15 protein-coding genes are annotated in these 16137 nt (G+C 59.3%); 3 read left to right on the top strand and 12 right to left on the bottom strand.

Translation table 11 applies throughout. The annotated features are described in order from the left end of the window. Positions 1 to 60 precede the first annotated feature (60 nt). Positions 61 to 2040 (top strand): FAD-dependent oxidoreductase, encoded by a 1980-nt coding sequence (locus LUA85_RS15525; RefSeq protein WP_231471152.1) that lies wholly within the window; start codon positions 61 to 63, stop codon positions 2038 to 2040. Between the two features lie 262 nt (positions 2041 to 2302). Here the strand turns inward: LUA85_RS15525 and LUA85_RS15530 are convergent, their stop codons facing one another. Next, the gene (locus LUA85_RS15530) at positions 2303 to 3514 is read right to left on the bottom strand and encodes a cytochrome P450 (RefSeq protein WP_231471153.1); all 1212 of its coding nucleotides are present in this window, start codon (positions 3512 to 3514) and stop codon (positions 2303 to 2305) included. A 33-nt stretch (positions 3515 to 3547) separates the two neighbouring features. Beyond that, positions 3548 to 3871 (bottom strand): 2Fe-2S iron-sulfur cluster-binding protein, encoded by a 324-nt coding sequence (locus LUA85_RS15535; RefSeq protein ID WP_256448253.1) that lies wholly within the window; start codon positions 3869 to 3871, stop codon positions 3548 to 3550. A gap of 112 nt (positions 3872 to 3983) precedes the next feature. Between LUA85_RS15535 and LUA85_RS15540 the strand changes: the two genes are divergently transcribed. Both LUA85_RS15540 and LUA85_RS15545 read left to right on the top strand, forming a co-directional pair. After that, on the top strand, positions 3984 to 4367 hold the full coding sequence (locus LUA85_RS15540) for a nuclear transport factor 2 family protein (protein ID WP_231471155.1): 384 nt from the start codon (positions 3984 to 3986) through the stop codon (positions 4365 to 4367). Positions 4368 to 4438: 71 nt separating this feature from the next. After that, complete coding sequence (locus LUA85_RS15545) at positions 4439 to 5680, top strand: cytochrome P450 (protein WP_231471156.1); 1242 nt, start codon at positions 4439 to 4441, stop codon at positions 5678 to 5680. Positions 5681 to 5807: 127 nt separating this feature from the next. Here LUA85_RS15545 and LUA85_RS15550 read toward each other — a convergent pair whose 3' ends face one another. From LUA85_RS15550 to LUA85_RS15595, 10 genes are all read right to left on the bottom strand, one after another. Beyond that, complete coding sequence (locus LUA85_RS15550) at positions 5808 to 6590, bottom strand: hypothetical protein (RefSeq protein ID WP_231471157.1); 783 nt, start codon at positions 6588 to 6590, stop codon at positions 5808 to 5810. 40 nt (positions 6591 to 6630) lie between these two features. After that, the gene (locus tag LUA85_RS15555; protein ID WP_231471158.1) at positions 6631 to 7461 is read right to left on the bottom strand and encodes an SDR family NAD(P)-dependent oxidoreductase; all 831 of its coding nucleotides are present in this window, start codon (positions 7459 to 7461) and stop codon (positions 6631 to 6633) included. A gap of 101 nt (positions 7462 to 7562) precedes the next feature. After that, positions 7563 to 8030, bottom strand: a complete 468-nt coding sequence (locus tag LUA85_RS15560; RefSeq protein ID WP_231471159.1) for a nuclear transport factor 2 family protein — start codon at positions 8028 to 8030, stop codon at positions 7563 to 7565. A gap of 15 nt (positions 8031 to 8045) precedes the next feature. Next, the gene (locus tag LUA85_RS15565; RefSeq protein ID WP_231471160.1) at positions 8046 to 9173 is read right to left on the bottom strand and encodes an ecdysteroid 22-kinase family protein; all 1128 of its coding nucleotides are present in this window, start codon (positions 9171 to 9173) and stop codon (positions 8046 to 8048) included. 30 nt (positions 9174 to 9203) lie between these two features. Next, on the bottom strand, positions 9204 to 9926 hold the full coding sequence (locus LUA85_RS15570; RefSeq protein ID WP_231471161.1) for an SDR family NAD(P)-dependent oxidoreductase: 723 nt from the start codon (positions 9924 to 9926) through the stop codon (positions 9204 to 9206). A gap of 27 nt (positions 9927 to 9953) precedes the next feature. Continuing rightward, the gene (locus LUA85_RS15575) at positions 9954 to 10763 is read right to left on the bottom strand and encodes an SDR family NAD(P)-dependent oxidoreductase (protein ID WP_231471162.1); all 810 of its coding nucleotides are present in this window, start codon (positions 10761 to 10763) and stop codon (positions 9954 to 9956) included. Between the two features lie 129 nt (positions 10764 to 10892). Beyond that, positions 10893 to 12170, bottom strand: coding sequence for an aromatic ring-hydroxylating dioxygenase subunit alpha (locus tag LUA85_RS15580; RefSeq protein WP_231471163.1), 1278 nt, complete (start codon positions 12168 to 12170; stop codon positions 10893 to 10895). Between the two features lie 148 nt (positions 12171 to 12318). After that, a complete protein-coding gene (locus LUA85_RS15585; protein ID WP_231471164.1) occupies positions 12319 to 12720 on the bottom strand; it encodes a nuclear transport factor 2 family protein in 402 nt (133 codons plus the stop codon). 188 nt (positions 12721 to 12908) lie between these two features. After that, positions 12909 to 13292, bottom strand: coding sequence for a carboxymuconolactone decarboxylase family protein (locus tag LUA85_RS15590; RefSeq protein ID WP_231471165.1), 384 nt, complete (start codon positions 13290 to 13292; stop codon positions 12909 to 12911). Between the two features lie 113 nt (positions 13293 to 13405). Continuing rightward, positions 13406 to 16060, bottom strand: coding sequence for a TonB-dependent receptor (locus LUA85_RS15595; protein ID WP_231471166.1), 2655 nt, complete (start codon positions 16058 to 16060; stop codon positions 13406 to 13408). Positions 16061 to 16137: the final 77 nt, after the last annotated feature.

Here is a 16137-nt window from a genome sequence, read left to right on the forward strand (position 1 = left end):
AAATCAATTCGTCGGCACCAGCAGCCAACAGACGCCGCTGGGCCGACATGGGAGACAATGATGGCCCTGAAACTGGTATATGAACCGCTGACGATCAAGGGTGTCGAGATCCGCAACCGGATCGCCCGCCCCGCCCACGGCACGATGCTCAGCCACTATGGGACCATTACCGACCGTCTGATCGATTATCACGTGGCCCGTGCCAAGGGCGGTGTGGGCCTGTCGATCCTTGAAGCGGCAACGGTGCATCCATCCTCGGTGCTCAGCCTGTCGAATATGGATGATAGCGTGATCGGCGGTTATCAGAAGCTGATGGCCGCCATCCGCCCCCACGGAATGCGCGTGTTCCAGCAGATCTGGCATGGCGGGCATATCTATCCGGTGATGGACCAGTCACCGCCATGGGGGGCATCGGCCGTGCCCAATCCAGCCACCGGGATCGTGCCCAATCCGATGGGTATCGCCGAGATCGAGGAAGTGATCGCCGCCTTTGCCGCATCGGCCCGAAGGTGCCGCGAAGGGGGTATCGACGGGGTCGAAATCCATGCCTCGCATGGCTATCTGATCATGCAGTTCCTGAACAAGCTGACCAACCAGCGCACTGACCGTTATGGCGGATCGCTGGAAAACCGGATGCGTTTCCTGCGCGAAATCATGCATGCAGTGCGCGCAGAGGTGGGATCGGATTATCCGGTGGGCATCCGCGTTTCTGTCAGCACCGGAGCCGGGGGGCTGGACGAGAACGAAATCAACACCGTGGTGCGCGCCCTGCGTGACGAGGATTTCATCGATTTCCTCGATGTCAGCTACAGCGACTATTACAATTTCAAATTCGTGGCCGCGATGGATCAGCCGATGGGCTACCAGATTGAATCTTCGCAAAAGATCACCGCAGCCACACCCGAAGTGCCGCGCTTTGTCATCGGGCGGTTCCGTACCCTGGACGAGGCCGAGCAGGTTCTGCGCGATGGCATTGCCGATATCGTTCACATGAACCGCGCCCACATTGCCGACCCGGATATTGTGCGCAAGACGCAGGCCGGGCATCCCGAACAGGTCCGTGCCTGCATCGGCTGCAATCAGGCGTGCTGGCAGGCAACCAACCTGGGCTATCCGATGTCGTGCACGATCAATCCGGCGGCCGGGATGGAAGGCACCCTTGCAGAAGATCTTGTGGCGCCCACAGACACACCGGGCAAGGTCGTGGTCATCGGTGGCGGGCCAGCAGGGATGGAAGCCGCGCGCATTGCCCGGCTGAAGGGGCATGAGGTCATTCTGGTGGAAGCCGGGCCATCGCTGGGGGGCCAACTGGTACTGGCCCGGCGCGCGCCCTTCCTGCACACCATCGGCGATATCGCGTTCTGGCTGGAACAGGAAATTTACCGTCTGGGCGTGGATGTGCGCACATCGAACTACTGGGACGCTGAAGACGTCGTGGCCGAAAATCCCGATCATGTGGTGATCGCCACGGGTGCCCTGCCGCGGGACAATGGCGTACAGTACCGCTATCCGGCAGAACCTGTTCCCGGCTTTGCCACCGCGCGGACCGTGTCCGCCGTCGAATTGCTGGCCTCACCACAGATGGAGCTTGGGAAAACGGCCGTCGTGTTCGATGATGTGGGCCATTACGAAGGGCTGGCAGCCACCGAATACCTCCTTGCCAGGGGCCTGAAGGTGACGTTCGTGACGCGTTTCGAAACGGTGGCGCCGCTGCTCGATTCCGTCACCCGCGTCGATCCCGCCTATCGCCGCTTTGCCGAAACCGGCCGGTTCGACCTGATGATCCGCAGCCGTATCGTGAGCCTTGGCAATGGCGTGTGCCAGGCGCAGGCCTTGTATGAAGGAACTAGCCGCAACATCCCCGCAGACATCACGGTTTTCATCAACGCCAAGCAACCGCAGCGCGACATCTATGACGCCTTGCGGGAAAAGGGCTTCGTCCAGGGACAGAACCTGACAATCGTCGGCGATGCGCGCGCGCCGCGTGATCTGCAATTCGCCATTCAGGAAGGCCACCGCCTGACGCGGGCCATGGTGTGAAACGGCACCCGCGTTCGCGGGGCAACCATGCATCCAAGGTCTGGCAACAGGGGCAGGTGAAGGCACGGGCGCAGCACACTCTTCCAGTTGCGCCTGCCGTTGCCTGAAGGCTCCGCCAGTTTCCGTGTGCTCCGGTCAAGGTCCGGGGCTTGTCGTAACCACTCATCGCCGGGCGCCTCACCGTCCGTCCCCACAGCCGCCCAACCCCGTTTGATCGCGCTGCTGTGCGACGCCCCGAAAGGCACCCGGTGCTACATTCAGGTTATCCGCTGATCCGTGCGCGCAGGGTCAACGGACTGCGCACGAGATTGGAATAGGCGTAGGTCGGCGGAGCAAGGATTTCGACATTGAGATCGCGGGCTAGCACTTCCTCCCACAGGATGCGCAACTGCATTTCGGCGAGACGCGCGCCCAGGCAGCGATGGGGTCCCATGCCAAACGAGATGTGCTGGCGGGCGTTAGGCCGATCGATCTGGAGAAGGTCCGCATCGGGAAAGACGCTTTCATCCCGATTACCGGAGATATACCACATCACCACCTTGTCACCTGCCGATATCTTCTCACCGCCGACCACGACATCGCAGGTCGCCGTGCGTCGCTGGTAGATCACCGGAGTCTGGTAACGGATGATCTCGGCTGCAGCATTCCCTGCCAGCGCCGGGTCTGCCTTCAACTTTCGCCATTCGTCTGGAAATTGGCTGAAGCCCCATGCGCCACCGGACATCGAATTGCGCGTGGTGTCGTTCCCGCCAACCAGAAACAGCCCGAACAACGCGCATATCTCGTCGAAAGAGGCCGAACGTACGCCCTCGTCATGCGCCAGAAGCGAAATGATATCGTAGCTCTGCGGCTCCTTCTGGCGACGCTGCCACAGATCCATCATCGTCAGATAGAAGTCCTGAAGACCGGCTTGGCGCTCCTCTTCGCTACGGACGGGGCTTTCAGGATCGTCGAGGTCCGCTGTCAACACATTGGACCAGTGTACCAGCTTGTGCCGCTGTTCGACCGGATAGGCGAACAATGTTGCCAACATCATCGATGTCAGTTCGATCGAGACCTGTTCGACCCAGTCAAACTCTTCGTTGCGCGGCAGTGCGTCCAGCACCTTGCCGGCACGATCGCGAATCAGGCCTTCCATTTGCGCCAGGCTCTTGGGCGCGACCACGGCAGTCACATTCCTGCGCTTCTGCGTGTGTACCGGCGGGTCCATCTGCATGAACGAGGCCGCGACACGGTCTTCGATCGTAACGCCGCCGTGAAGATGAGAAGAGGAAAATGATAGCGGATCGGTGTCGACACGGATGATGTCGGCATAACGGCTTATCGACCAGTAAGGACCGCTTCGGCTCTCTGGACAGTAATATACAGGATGCTCGGCGCGCAGCCGGGCGAATAGAGGGCGCCAGCTATCATCGCGATAAAGCTGCGGATGGCTGACATCCAACGCGTCTGTGGCTTCCATGACCTGCTGCATAATGGCCTCCTCGTCTTTTTTGTGTCGTTACGGTTATTGGCCTTCCGGCACGTCCACGATCAATCCGTCATGAATCGCGGTCAGGTCGATCTGGCAGGCCAGCCGCGAATTGGGCCGGGCGTCCACGGGCGCGCCGAGAATCATGGCTTCCTCCATCGAGCCAGGCTCGACATTGCCGATTCGCTCCGCCCATGCGGGATCGATGTAGACATGGCATGTGCCGCAGGCGCATTGGCCGCCGCAATCTCCGGGGATGCCGTCGATACCATTAGCCTGCGCAACCCGTAGAAGATTGTCTCCCACGCTGGCCGTCACAACTCGCTCTCCGGTTTCGGCATATCGAAAGGTTATATGCATCTCTCTCCCACTTGTAATTTATGGCTGTCAGTATGTATAATATTCATAGATAAAGTCACTGCAACTGACTTAAAAAATGTACTGACAAATTGGGACAGGATGAGGGGAGCCGATGGATCACGAAATCGAACGGAATCGCGATGTCGCGCTGCGGCTGGTGAAGGCGGTTGGGTCGGGCGACATGGCGACCGTTAAAAAGCTGGTTCACCCCGAACTCGACTGGTGGCTGAACGGCATGGGGCATCTCGATCACGATGCATTCCTCGCTTCGCTGCACATGCTGCACAGCGCGAAGACGGGCGGTTTCACCGTCGTTTCCGCCACTGCCGAAGCCGACCGCGTCGCCGTGGAGATGGTGGGGCATTTCGAATATGAGGACGGCCGCGTCTACGAAAACAACTACTGCGAATTGATGACGCTGAAAGACGGTCTGGTCCACCGCGTCCATGCCTTTTTCGACATCGGGGCGGCCGAAAAGGCTTTTGCGACGACCTGAAGACAAACGTCGGCCCTGCGGTTCGGGACGGATTTTCCGAAAAGTGGGATTGCACCTTAAGGAGAAGCCAGATGAGCACGGCATTGTCGTTCGACGTTCCCGTTTTTGCCGAGCTTGACCCGCTCGATCCCGATCAGGCCGCCAACCCCCACGTCCTGCTTGCGCAGGCCCGGCGGAACCATCCCGTGTTCTTCATGCCAAAATACGGCTGGTACGTCGTAACCCGGCTGGAGGATATCACGCGGATCGCCAACGATCCCGAAACCTTCTCGAACCGGATGTTCGTTACCGTTCCCGATGTTCCTGAAGGAATGCGCGATCGTCTGCCGCAAGGGTTTCCGATGAAGGTGCAGCTTGCTGCGGCCGATCCCCCGCAGCATGGTCGGCTCAAGCGCTACATGCAGGCCGCTCTATCGCCCAGAATCATAGCCCGTCACGCCGACCAGATCCGTCAGATCGCGCATCAGCTGGTCGACGAAATGCTGCGCAACCCGGATCGCCAGACGAACCTCGTCACCGCCTATGCCGATCGCATTCCGATGATGGCCATTGCCGCGCTGCTCGATGCGCCTGTGGACGATTATGATCGCTATCGGCAATGGGTCGACGCCTCGCTTGAACTTATCACCACCAACCCGTCACCCGAAAGGCTGGAAATCCTTGCAGAAACGCTGGTGGATTTCGACAGCTTCATCCGCAAGCTGATCCACGACCGTCGCGAACGCCCCGGCGAGGATGCGATCTCGAAAATGCTGGCCGCAGGCGACGCCGATGATGCGCTTGGCGAGGAAGAGGTTCTCGGCCTGGTCAGTTCGATGCTGCTTGGCGGAACCGACACGACCGGCACCGCCATCGGCAATATGGTATGGAGCCTGCTAACTCATCGTGACCAGTGGGAGGCCGTGCGGGCTGACCGCAGCCTGCTTGCCATCGCGTTCGAGGAAAGCGTGCGCTTCCGGGATCCCGGCCGCGGGCCGATCCGGCTTGTCACACGGGATACCGAGATCCGGGGCGTACCGATCCCCAAAGGGTCGCTGGTCCAGCTCTGCACGATGGCAGCCGATCATGACGAGACCGTGTTCGACCGGGCCGACACCTTCGACATCTTCCGCAAGGATCTGAAAATCTCGCCGACCTGGGGCCGCGGCATCCACATGTGTGTCGGTCGTCTGCTTGCCCATCTCGAAGGGGAGATTGCCCTGGAGACGTTGCTTGATCGCATCCCCGATCTCCAATTGGTTGGCGATGGCGGCCGCGTGTACACACCCCAACTGATGATGCCCACATTGCGCAGCCTGAATGTCAGCTGGTAACGCTGATTGGACGGGACGATCCTGTCGCCCGTCCATTCCGCGCTTCGCCTATTGATCGTGCCAGCCTGTAGCCCCACGACTTTGGGAGGCATCGCATATCACCCGATGCGTGATGACACGGCCGGGTTCAGTGTTTCAGATGCTCGCCGCGATCTTTCATCTCGGTGCCCGCGGCCTTGATCCGCGCGCGGGCGCGTTCTTCCCCGGCCAGCCCTGCCGATGTGGGATGATGGATCGCATCCTCGGTGATGCGGTCGGTCAGGATGTCCCAGCAGGTCACGGCGAGTGAAGCCTGATCGATATGCGGGCATTCCAGCAGAGCACGAGAACGCCACAGTGAACGCGCGCGATCATCGGACAGGCGCCAGATGCCCACGTGGTCGTGTTCCGGGCTGAATTCGACAAGCTGGGCGTGAGGATCATACGCCAGCAACGCGCCGGTGATTATCCCTTCCTCGCGGAATCGCCCCGGCAGGTAGTGATCGTTGTACCAGTCACGCAGCTGCGCTTCGTGGCCTGGCTTTGCCGTGATCTGTTCGACGATCACGCTGCCGGTCTGGAACGTGCGCGGGGCCTTGTCGCGATATTGCAGCGGATAGTAATGAAAATCGTCGAGCCGCGAAATGTCGATGGAATCCTCGATCACCATGCGCGGCGTCAGCGCATTGTCGATGTGTTCCTGCACAAAGCGTTCGGCATCATAGACTTCGTACAGCGCCAGATACTTCGACGTGAACCGGCCACCGGGGAATTCCTGCACCTGCTCGTTCGAGAGAATGAAACGCTGCTGCGCAATCGACCCGCGATAGCCCAATGCATCGCGGGTGTGGATGTTGGTGTACCAGTCGTTGAAATCGTCGTCTCGCCCCTCAACGGGATTGGTGAAGACGACCAGCAGCGCCTCGATCATCGGTTCTCTCCCTCAGGCAGTCATGCCGCCCTTTTTGTTTTCAGCCAGCCACGAAAAAGTCCGTTGGACGCCCCATTTCCGCCGTCCATGTGCGCGGTTGCTTGCCGTCGATGTCCTTGATGCCATACTTCTGGCCCAGCTCGGCACCGATCAGCGCCTTGCCCGAAAGCGCTTTGCGGTCTGGATCGGCAAGAAGGCTGGCGATGACCAGTCCGGTGAACTCCGGCGTCTCGAATTCGGGCAGGATCGCGCGCAGCGGTTCGGGGAAATACTCGTCCGGGATCAGCTTGAATTCGTCGGTGCGTACATAGCCGGGCCAGTAGGACACGATCGAAACGTCGGTATCGGCAAAATCAATCGCCATATCATGCACCATCTTGTCGGTCCCGGCCTTGGCAGCGCCATAACCCGGCCCGACGAAGTACGACACCGCGCCATAGAACGAGATATTGGCGATGAGCGAAGCACCGGTGCGGATCATCAGGGGCGCGGCATAATACGCTGCCACGTAATCCGATCGCAGCCCGACGACGATCATGTCGGCCAGCTTGAGATCCTTTTCCCAGAATGGTCCGGGCTTGGCCAGTTCGTCGCCATAAACGGCGGCCGCGTTGTTGAGCAGCAGGTCCAGACGGCCCTGTTCGCGTTCGATCTGGTCGAACACGGCCTTCACTTGCGCATCGTCGCGGTGGTCGCACACGATGGCAATGCCTTTGCCGCCTGCGGCATCCACTTCGGCGGCGGCGGCCTTCAGCGGCTCTTCGCTGCGTGCCGTAAGGTACACGGTCATGCCCTTTGAGCCGAGCGCGCGCGCGGCTCCGCGTCCCACGCCTTTGCTTGCACCTGTCACCAACGCCACGGTATTTGTCATAGGGTTATCTCTCGGATCTTGATCGCGCGGCAGATTGCCCACCTTTACGCGAAGCTATGCGCCGCGCGGCGGCGGTGTCCCTGCCCGCCGATAGGATGGCGTCAGGACAGGTCCGGCCCGGCCTCGGTGCCTTCGAGAATATTGATGTAAGTACGCGTCAGGTGCAGCGAGGCAATATACCACTTGCCATCGAGCAGCGTGTACGTTTCATGGTAATGTCCGCGCGCTTCCAAATGGAAGCCCGGCATCTTCACGATGTCCTCCATCGCCCAGATCGCCTTGGCGCTGGTGGCCGAGGTTACTTCGATAATCGGCGAATGCACCTGATGCACGGTGTCGGCATTTTCGAGCATCTGGGGCATGAATGTGCGGATGGCGGCACTGCCGGTGATGCGGGGCGTGGGATTGGCGGGGCGACCGCGCGTTGAAACCGATTGATCCACGTCCATGATCGCGTCGGCGGTGAACAGCCCGGCATAGTCATCCCAGTGCTTCAGGTCGATGTGAAAGCAGTAGCGGGCCTTGAGGTCCTTGATAGCCTCGCGGATGGACAGTTCTTCAAGCGTCATGATCGCAACTCCTGTTCAGCCCAGCGCCCGAATGAGCGCGCCGGTATCGTGATCCTCAAACGCCGTTGTCAGACGCAAGTGATTGAGAACGCTGATTTCCCAGCCGTAATTCGCAATATTGGTGGTGAGCCAGCCAATATAGACGCCCCACACCAGGCAGCGGCGGTATTCGTCCCAGGTTTCATCGAAGCCGGGCACCTCAGTCACGCCATAGGCCTGCAACCGATCGAGATAGAAGGTCAGCAGATCGCGTTCGTTGTCGCGGCGCACGTCGATCGGCAGCGCGGTCGTGATCAGGTAGTTCACGTCGTGCATGTGGTGCCCGCGCACGGTCAACTGCCAATCGAGCAGTCCGGCGCGGCCATCGGGCAGAAGATAGGTATTGCCGATGTGGGTATCGCCGTGGAGCACGGTATGCGGCAGGGTCTGCTGGTGCTGGTGCAGCCGCGCAACGCCCCGGCGCAGTTCATCGCCCGATGTGCGCAGGCGGGCGACCATCTCGCGCTTGAAGTTCTCGGTATCGATTTCGTGCTGGATCGCCTGAGGCACGAACTCATGCATGAACGTGGCGAGTTCGCCCTGCGTATGCGTTTCAAGAAAACCAAGGTCACTGGCAAAACGCGGCGATTTCCAATAGCGCGCATGCAGCCGGGCGAGCACATCGAGCAGCGCCCGCACTTGTTCCAGCGTGTTCTTTGCCAGCACATTGGGGAACACGGCACCCTGATCGGTCAGGTCGCCCAGCAGCAGTGCAAAAGCCTGCGTGGATGGATCGTAGGAACCGCCGAGCGTGAACGGCGCTTCGATATCGGTCACTTCAGGCCGCAGCACGTTGTAGAAACGCACTTCGTTCTGGTAGAGCGGACCGATCATGAAATCGGGCGAGCGGCCCAGCTTCAGCACCAGATGGCGCGGCAGATCCGCTGGCGCTCCGGCGGCGTATTCCACATCGAGAAACGCGCGCGCAGCGGTGGAGACCATGCCATCGCCGTAGCGTTTGGCTTCCTTCACCCGCACATTCGCGATGCGCACGTCGGGCCGCCACGGCGCGATGATCGCGTTCAGCGTTTCGGCGCTATACGCTTCAGGATCGAAAGGGATTCCCCCGTCAGGAACGATGCCGTTTGGTTGTGGACTACCCATACATTCTTCTCCCAATCGCGCCTACGTCCTTCAGCAGATCATTGCGCCGTCAATCAGAAACTCGGCCCCCGAAACATAGCTTGCATCATCAGAAGCGATGAACACCACCACGCGGGCAAATTCGTCTGCGCCGCCGACCCGGCCCATGGGGATGAGGGCGGCGGCATTTTCGCGCACCGCGGGAACGAGCGATGGCGTTTCGATGGCGCCAGGCGTCAGGGTGACGACGCGGATGTTGTCGGGCGCCAGTTCCTTGGCACCGAGCCGGGTCATCCCGCGCACACCCCACTTGGACACACCATAGGCAAAGTATCCGGGCAGGCTGGTGAAGGCGAGGCCCGACGCGATATTGATGATCGCCCCGCCGCCATTGTCCTTCATCGGCCCGCGCACGGCCTTCATGCCCAGGAACGAACCGACGATATTCACGTCGAGCATACGGCGCATGAAAGCAGCGTCGGTATTGTCGAAAGTGTCGGACTTGGTCAGCCCGGCATTGTTGACGAGAACGTCGATCTTGCCGAACTTTTCCAGCGCTGTTGCCACCACATGGCTCCAGCCGGCTTCGTCCGCCACGTCATGTTCGATCGCGATGGCATTGGCGCCGATTTCCTCGGCAACCTTGCCGCAGGCTTCGCCGGCAATATCGGTAATGACGACTTTGGCACCCTCTGCAGCGAACATCCGCGCCTCGTCCGCGCCCATACCGCTGCCTGCGCCGGTGATGATCGCAACTTTGCCTGCAAGCTTCATATAATTTCCTTTGCGTGGAGTTCGCGGTCAGTTCAGCGTGGCGTGCGATCCGCCATCGACGCGATAATTGGTGCCCGTGATGTAGGATGCATGCTGGCTTGCCACGAAGCAGATGACCGCAGCAATTTCCTCGACCCTGCCCGTGCGACTGACCAGACTGCGCCATTGCCTGGCAAAGCGGCGCTCCAGTGTGTCGATATCGGTTTCTTCCCAGCCATTCGCCTTGCCGATGATTGGCAGGTTGGATTTGAGCGCCTCGGTCAGCACGTTGCCGGGGCTGACCGTGTTGACCGTGATGCCGGTATCGGCCAGCGATTTGGCAAGGCCCACCGAAAGGTTCACCAGCGCCGCCTTTGACGGGCCATAGGTGGGAAATTCGGGCGGCGGTTCGGTATAGGCACCGCTCGCAATGTTGATGATGCGGCCCCAGCCTGCGGCCTTCATGCCCGCCACGCTGGCACGGATCGTGCGGACCGCAGCAATCACGTTGGCTTCATAAGTCGCAGCCCACTGCGCGGGTGTGGCATCTGCCCAGACCGGGGCGAATGGTTCATACTGCCCCAGATTGTTGATCAGGATATCAATTCCGCCGAATGCCCCAAGCGCGGCCTGCATGACAGCCTCGGCGCCCTCGTCGGTGGAAAGATCGCCCAGGGCGATCTCTGCCGTGCCACCGGACGCCACGATTGCGGCGCGCACTGCTGCGGCCCGGTCGGCATTGCGACCGTTGATGACCACGCGAACCCCTTCCTCGGCAAGCATTTTTGCCGTTGCGGCCCCGATGCCCGACGTGCTGCCCGTCACCAGCGCGCGCTTGCCTTCGATACCCAGGTTCATCCACTCATCCCCGTCCGCAGTTTGTGCACTGCCAATGCAAGTGTGCCTGCCCCGTTGCGAGGGCAGGCACGCCTATCGTTGGTCTGGCCTGTCTGGAAAAACTGCACCCGACACCGGGTTGCAAACACTCTATTCGGCAGCGATCCGGGCTGCTTCGGCGTCGTTTGCTGCGGCTTCGGACACTGCGGCAAGATGCTTGCAAAGCGCTTCCTGTTCGCCGAACTGTACGATTTTCTTCGCGCCGCTCTGCATCACTTCCTGTTGCTGCACCAGGGCAAGGTTATCTTCCATCAGCGTGTCGCGGTTCAGCGCCAGCGAATATTGCACGGCGAACTGGTTGCGCAGGCTTTGCGGCTGTTCGAAGTGGTAGACCGCTTCCCAATAGCACTTGTCCGCAGCAATCGGCCAGAAGCGGTGCAGCCACCAGCCACCCAGCGAAAGGTGGAAGATGAAATGCGGATAGAGCACATACTGGTCATTGCCCCACAGGTTTGACCTGATGGGATTGACATCATTGTGCCCGGCAAAGGTTTCTTCCGGCTTTTCCTGCGCGCCGGTATCGGCGATCACCATCTGCTGCGCGTTCATGAACGAAAACGCCTGCACCAGTTTTTCAGGTGACAGTTCATAATCGGGATTGCGCGGAACCGAGTTCATGCGATGCGCGCCGAGAAATTCGACATGGAGCGGATGAACGTAAGGATTTTCCTTGGAAGACAGCATCTTCGACACGGTGCGGGAATGCAGCGCACGGACATGATAGGCTTCGCACTGGGCTTCGATCGCCAGCTTCCAGTTGGCATCGATCATCGATCCGACACGCGCGGTATAAGGATAGCTGCCGAAGGGCACATTCTTCAGCCGTTCGGTCAACGGGCCGAGAAACTCCATCAGCGGTTGCGTGCCCTGCGCATCAAGGTTGATGAAGATCATGCCTTCCCACGTTTCGCACCGCACCGGGGAAAGGCCGCTGGCCTTCTTGTCGACGTGGGGGAAGCAACCTTCATCGGGAATGTTGACGAGATCGCCTGCGGAATCGAACATCCATGCATGATAGGGGCATGAAAACCTGCCACCGCGCCCCTTGTCGTCCCACACCAGCTTCATGCCACGATGCGAACAGATGTTGTGGAACGCACGGATTTCCATGTCCTTGCCGCGCACAAGAATGATCGAGGACGAGCGGACCTTGACATCGCGAACCACCCAATCGCCCGGATTGGGAATTTCAGCGGTTTCCGCGACATTGAGCCAAACCCGGCCGAAAATTTCCCTCTCCGCCTCGAACCGTTCCTGCGAGGTATAAACCGAAAGGTCGACCTGCCCGGTTTCCATGATGAAGGCGTCGGGCGTCAGCGGGCCGGTGCCAAGATCGAACGACCGAAGAACAGGCTGTTCCATTCCCATGATTTCTCTCCTCGGTTCGCCACCGGTTTCACGCACCTAATCAGGTGTATGCGTTCCAGGCTGGCCCCTTCTTTGTGCATGGAGCCTATAGAGCCTCCGCAAGGTTTTTCCCAACCCTCAGCGTTGACGCGCAGTCCAACACACTCTTTTAGATCATGCCTTCACCCGGTCGGCCAGCCTTTTTGGTCAGCTGCGCGGTATCGAAATACTCGTCGCCGCGAATGATCAGGTCGTCCTTGATCTGTGCGATGAAGCAATAGGGCGACGAAATCGCCTTGTCATCCAGAATGCCGGTCATCGTTGCCTGAAGCACGAAACCGTCTTCGGTGATGGTGATCCGCGCGTCCTCGTTTTTCTGGTCCTGGAACATCGCGTGAGCCGCTTTCAGTGTTTCGACGAATTCGGCGCGCGTCCGGTCCTGCGGATCGAAATTGTACCACATCACGAAATCTGGATGGAGCACGGTCTGGAATTTCTCGACGTTGTGTTCTTCTGAAACCGTCGCCCAGAAATTGGCGAGGCGCATGGCCACTTCACGATCGACCGCCACCTGTCATCTCCACTGTAAATCTTTATTACTGACGCCACCGTCCTGTTATTTTGACAAAACAGCACCTGCCACAGGGCAGGTCTTGCAACTGCGCCGATGTGTGCAGCAATTTTGGCGATATAAACCGAAAAGCACAAATTCCGGTCAAACCGATGCGCACCATGCCGCAACGGTTTGACCGGCCAGCATCAATTTGCTGCTGCAAGATCCGCTGCACGCTTGCGCGCAGCATCGATCCCGCGAACCAGCGCGGTGGTATTGCCCGCTCCGGCATAAAACAGCATCAGCATCTTCATTTCTTCGAACTGCTCATCGGTGATTTCACCGTTTACGATCGCGCCCGCAATCTGGATTTCAAGCAGATCCGCCCGCCCCAGCATCGTCGTCGCACCGATGACCATCAGCCGCTTGTCGCGAATGGAAAGAGCGTTGGCGCCCCAGATGTCGCCGAACAGGTGCTCGACCGTTTCGTTCAGGTAGTCCGAACGCGGAGCGGCTTCGACCATGCTCGAAGAACCCTTGCCATAAACGGCATCAAACACTTCGATACCCTTGGCCCATTTATCGGTCATTTTAAGATCTCCCTTCAAATTCATATGGAAAGAGGCGGAGCATCCGTGCCGGATACCCGCCTCTTTGCCAATTCATAAAAGTGATCGGCGCCGTGAAGACCGCCGCCCTGGCCCTAGCGCTCTCCCGATCGGCCAAACCGTGCGCGAAGCTGCACCCCGACCACGCGCGGATCGCCGTAGATGTAGGTGGTGGTCCCCAATTGCGAACTGATGAGATTGCCAGATCCGATGACAAACGTCTTGTTGAACACGTTCTTGGCGTAGATCGAAAGATCGACCGGGTTGCCCATCAGGTTGTTCCAATCGAGCCGCAGATTGCCGATTGCATAAGGTGCCTGATCTTCTGCGGAGAGCGCGAAGACGGAGTCATCCGAATGCGCGTAGCGGCTCTGGTAGGAAACATTGCCGCTCAACACGAATTCCCCGGTATCACCCGCATCGTAGGCATAACGCGCTGCAACGTCGAACTTGTGCCGCGGCGCACCCGATATTGCCGTGTTGATCCGGTCGATGACCGCGCCATCGGACGGACGAACCACCACCCCTGGAAAGCTCAGGAATTTCGAATCGAGAAATGCGTAATTCGCATTCACCGTAAAATCTGACGAAAGGCGGATGACTTGTTCGATTTCAATGCCGCGCGAACGAAGTTTGGCAGCATTGATGATCTGGTTCGACGTCGTCTGGCCGTTGAAGAACGAGGAAGCGCGTTGCAACCCGCCGTAATCCGCCTGGAACACGGCCAGATTCGTACGCATGCCAACGGCGCCCAGTTCATAGTCCGCCTTCAGGCCCAGTTCGTAGTCGGTAACCGTTTCGGGACCATAGTAAGGAACTGCGGCAGCGACTCCGTTGCTGGCAGGAACAATCGACTGAATGTTGATTCCGCCCTCCTTGAAGCCCTTGCGCGTGGTGCCGTACACCAGAATTCCGGGTTGGATTTTCCAGTCGAGCGAGAGGGTATAGCTGTCTGCCGTCTGCTTGAGATTGGCAGGAATGCCGTTGTCGCCCGGAACCGGCTGAATTCCGGTGGTGGGAATAATCCGGGCATTCACGGCCAGAAGCCGCGCCTTTACGATCGAATGACGGTATCCCCCGGTAAAGCGCACATTTTCAAGGCCGAAGTCAGCAAAATCGATCGTGGCCTGTCCGAAGAAGCCGGTCTGCGATTTCCGGTAATCACGATTATAGCCCGTTGAAATTCCGGGCAATCCCGATGGAACGGTGAACGCACCTCCCAGAGTCTGGAACACCGCAGGATTGTTGTTGTACTGGTTGGTCTTGGCCACTTCGGTGAAGTAGCCTATCATCCAGTCGTGCTTGTCATTGATCTGGCCCGAAAACTGGGCCTCTTCGGAATAGACATCGCCCCACTTGTTTTTGCCACCGCCATAGTCGTCGATCTGGGCAGGGCCGGTGCAGGTAAATCCGACGCAGTTCGGATTGGTCACGTTCAGGACGTTATAGACCACGCCACTGCCTACCCCGCCCTGAATTTCACGGATCGCAGTGGATTGCAGGTTCCGCGTGGCCGAGAAGATGTTCTTGAACGACGTTTCGCCCAGAAAGCCCAGTCTGCCGAAATCTATCTGCGTGGTGTTGATGAACTGCTGGACGTGCGAATGCAGGAAGTTGTCGCGCGTGGTGGCAAGTTCACGCACGCTTCCGCCCGCGGCAAGGCGCGCAGCTTCGCTGTCAAGGCTGGCACGGACATTGTTGATCAGCGCAAGGCGGGAGTTAAGACAATTGGCAAAGGCAGCGCTGCCCGCAGCAGTAATCTGGCCGCACAGGCCGGCCACTGAAATGAAGCCCAGTCCCCCGGCTTGTGCAGGGTCCTGCGTGGTCAATCCCAGAATGCCGCCGGGACGCGTATCGAGCAACGAACCCGTGACGGTAGACCCGCCGGGAATGCGAGGGTCGACCACGAGCCGGGCAAGGCCATTCGGCTCGTAATTTCCAAGGACGGCTGCCGTGCCATTTTCCGTAATGTTGTTGTCAGTGAAAATCGCGGTATTTGAAAACCAGTCCGTCGGCCGCACAAGCAGCGAAATTCGGTATGATGAACGGTTGCGATCATCAAGATCCTGGCCCGTCGTATTGCTGCGGGCATAGCCATCATGATAGCTGTAATTGGCCGCAACTCTAAGCGCAATCCGGTCATCCACGATCGGCACGTTCACCGCCCCCGTGAACTCCCGCAGATTGTAATTGCCAAGATTGGCCTCGACGAAACCATCGAAATCGCCAGAAGGCGCCTTGGGCGTCAACAGCACCGCACCGGCGGTGGTGGACCGTCCGAAAAGCGTTCCTTGCGGACCTTTCAGGACCTGGACCGAACCCAGATCATAGAAAGTGATATTCGAACCGCCGCTGGCAGAGTTGGTCTGCTGCGGCACGTCGGCAAAATACGTGACCACCGATGGCGAACTGCCGAACGTGGCTCCCTGGCCACGGATGAAGTAGAGCACATCGTTGCGCTGCGCACTGCCTGCAGTTGCAGCGATGCCCGGCGTGGAATTTGTCAGATCATAGGGGGTGGCGATGGCTTTTTCGCGCAACATCTGCTCAGTTACAGCCGTAATGGCCACCGGAACCGACTGCTGGCTTTCAGCGCGGCGACGCGCGGTAACCACGATATCGGTAATGGCTGTTTCGGGCAGGTCCACCGCTTGTGCAGACGTTGTTTCCTGCGCATGCACACCTGCTGAAAGGCACACTACATTTGCTGCACAAGCAAGCAGATGCAGCTTTATTCGAAAAGCTTTCATGGCATTCCTCACCAATTATGGTTCTGTCGATTTTTCAATGGAATTGGGCCAACTGGCGACAAGGCGCCTGCCTGATC

The sequence above is a fragment of the Novosphingobium sp. CECT 9465 genome (assembly GCF_920987055.1).
Classification (GTDB): Bacteria; Pseudomonadota; Alphaproteobacteria; order Sphingomonadales; family Sphingomonadaceae; genus Novosphingobium.